The 277-nt window shown below is 35.4% G+C and carries 1 protein-coding gene; it reads right to left on the reverse strand.

Annotated features, from left to right (window positions below; translation table 11 throughout):
* Positions 1-31: 31 nt before the first annotated feature.
* On the reverse strand, positions 32-277 hold a 246-nt coding region (locus SB660_RS20160), incomplete at its 5' end, for an FtsX-like permease family protein (RefSeq protein ID WP_410584072.1).

A 277-nucleotide genomic window follows, 5' to 3' on the forward strand; every position in this document is an offset into this window, starting at 1 on the left:
CTGTCATATTTCTCACTTCTAAACGTTTCATCTACTCCACTCTCCCTAATGCTGTTAATGGATCTACTTTAGATACTTGGCGAACACATACAAACGAACTTAACACACTGATTAATAAAAGTGCGAAACCGTAAAGTACAACAAGGGTAGGGTCTAAATTAAAAGGCATGTCTTTCGGGAAAACTAGTGCTGTTAAATATGTAAGCACTACACCTACTAAAATACCTACTAAAGAAATGACAAAAACTTGGGAAACAATTGCCTTTGTGATAAAACT

Origin of the sequence: Bacillus sp. SIMBA_005, from assembly GCF_046535585.1 — a bacterium.
In the GTDB taxonomy this organism is placed as follows: Bacteria; Bacillota; Bacilli; order Bacillales; family Bacillaceae; genus Bacillus; species Bacillus pumilus.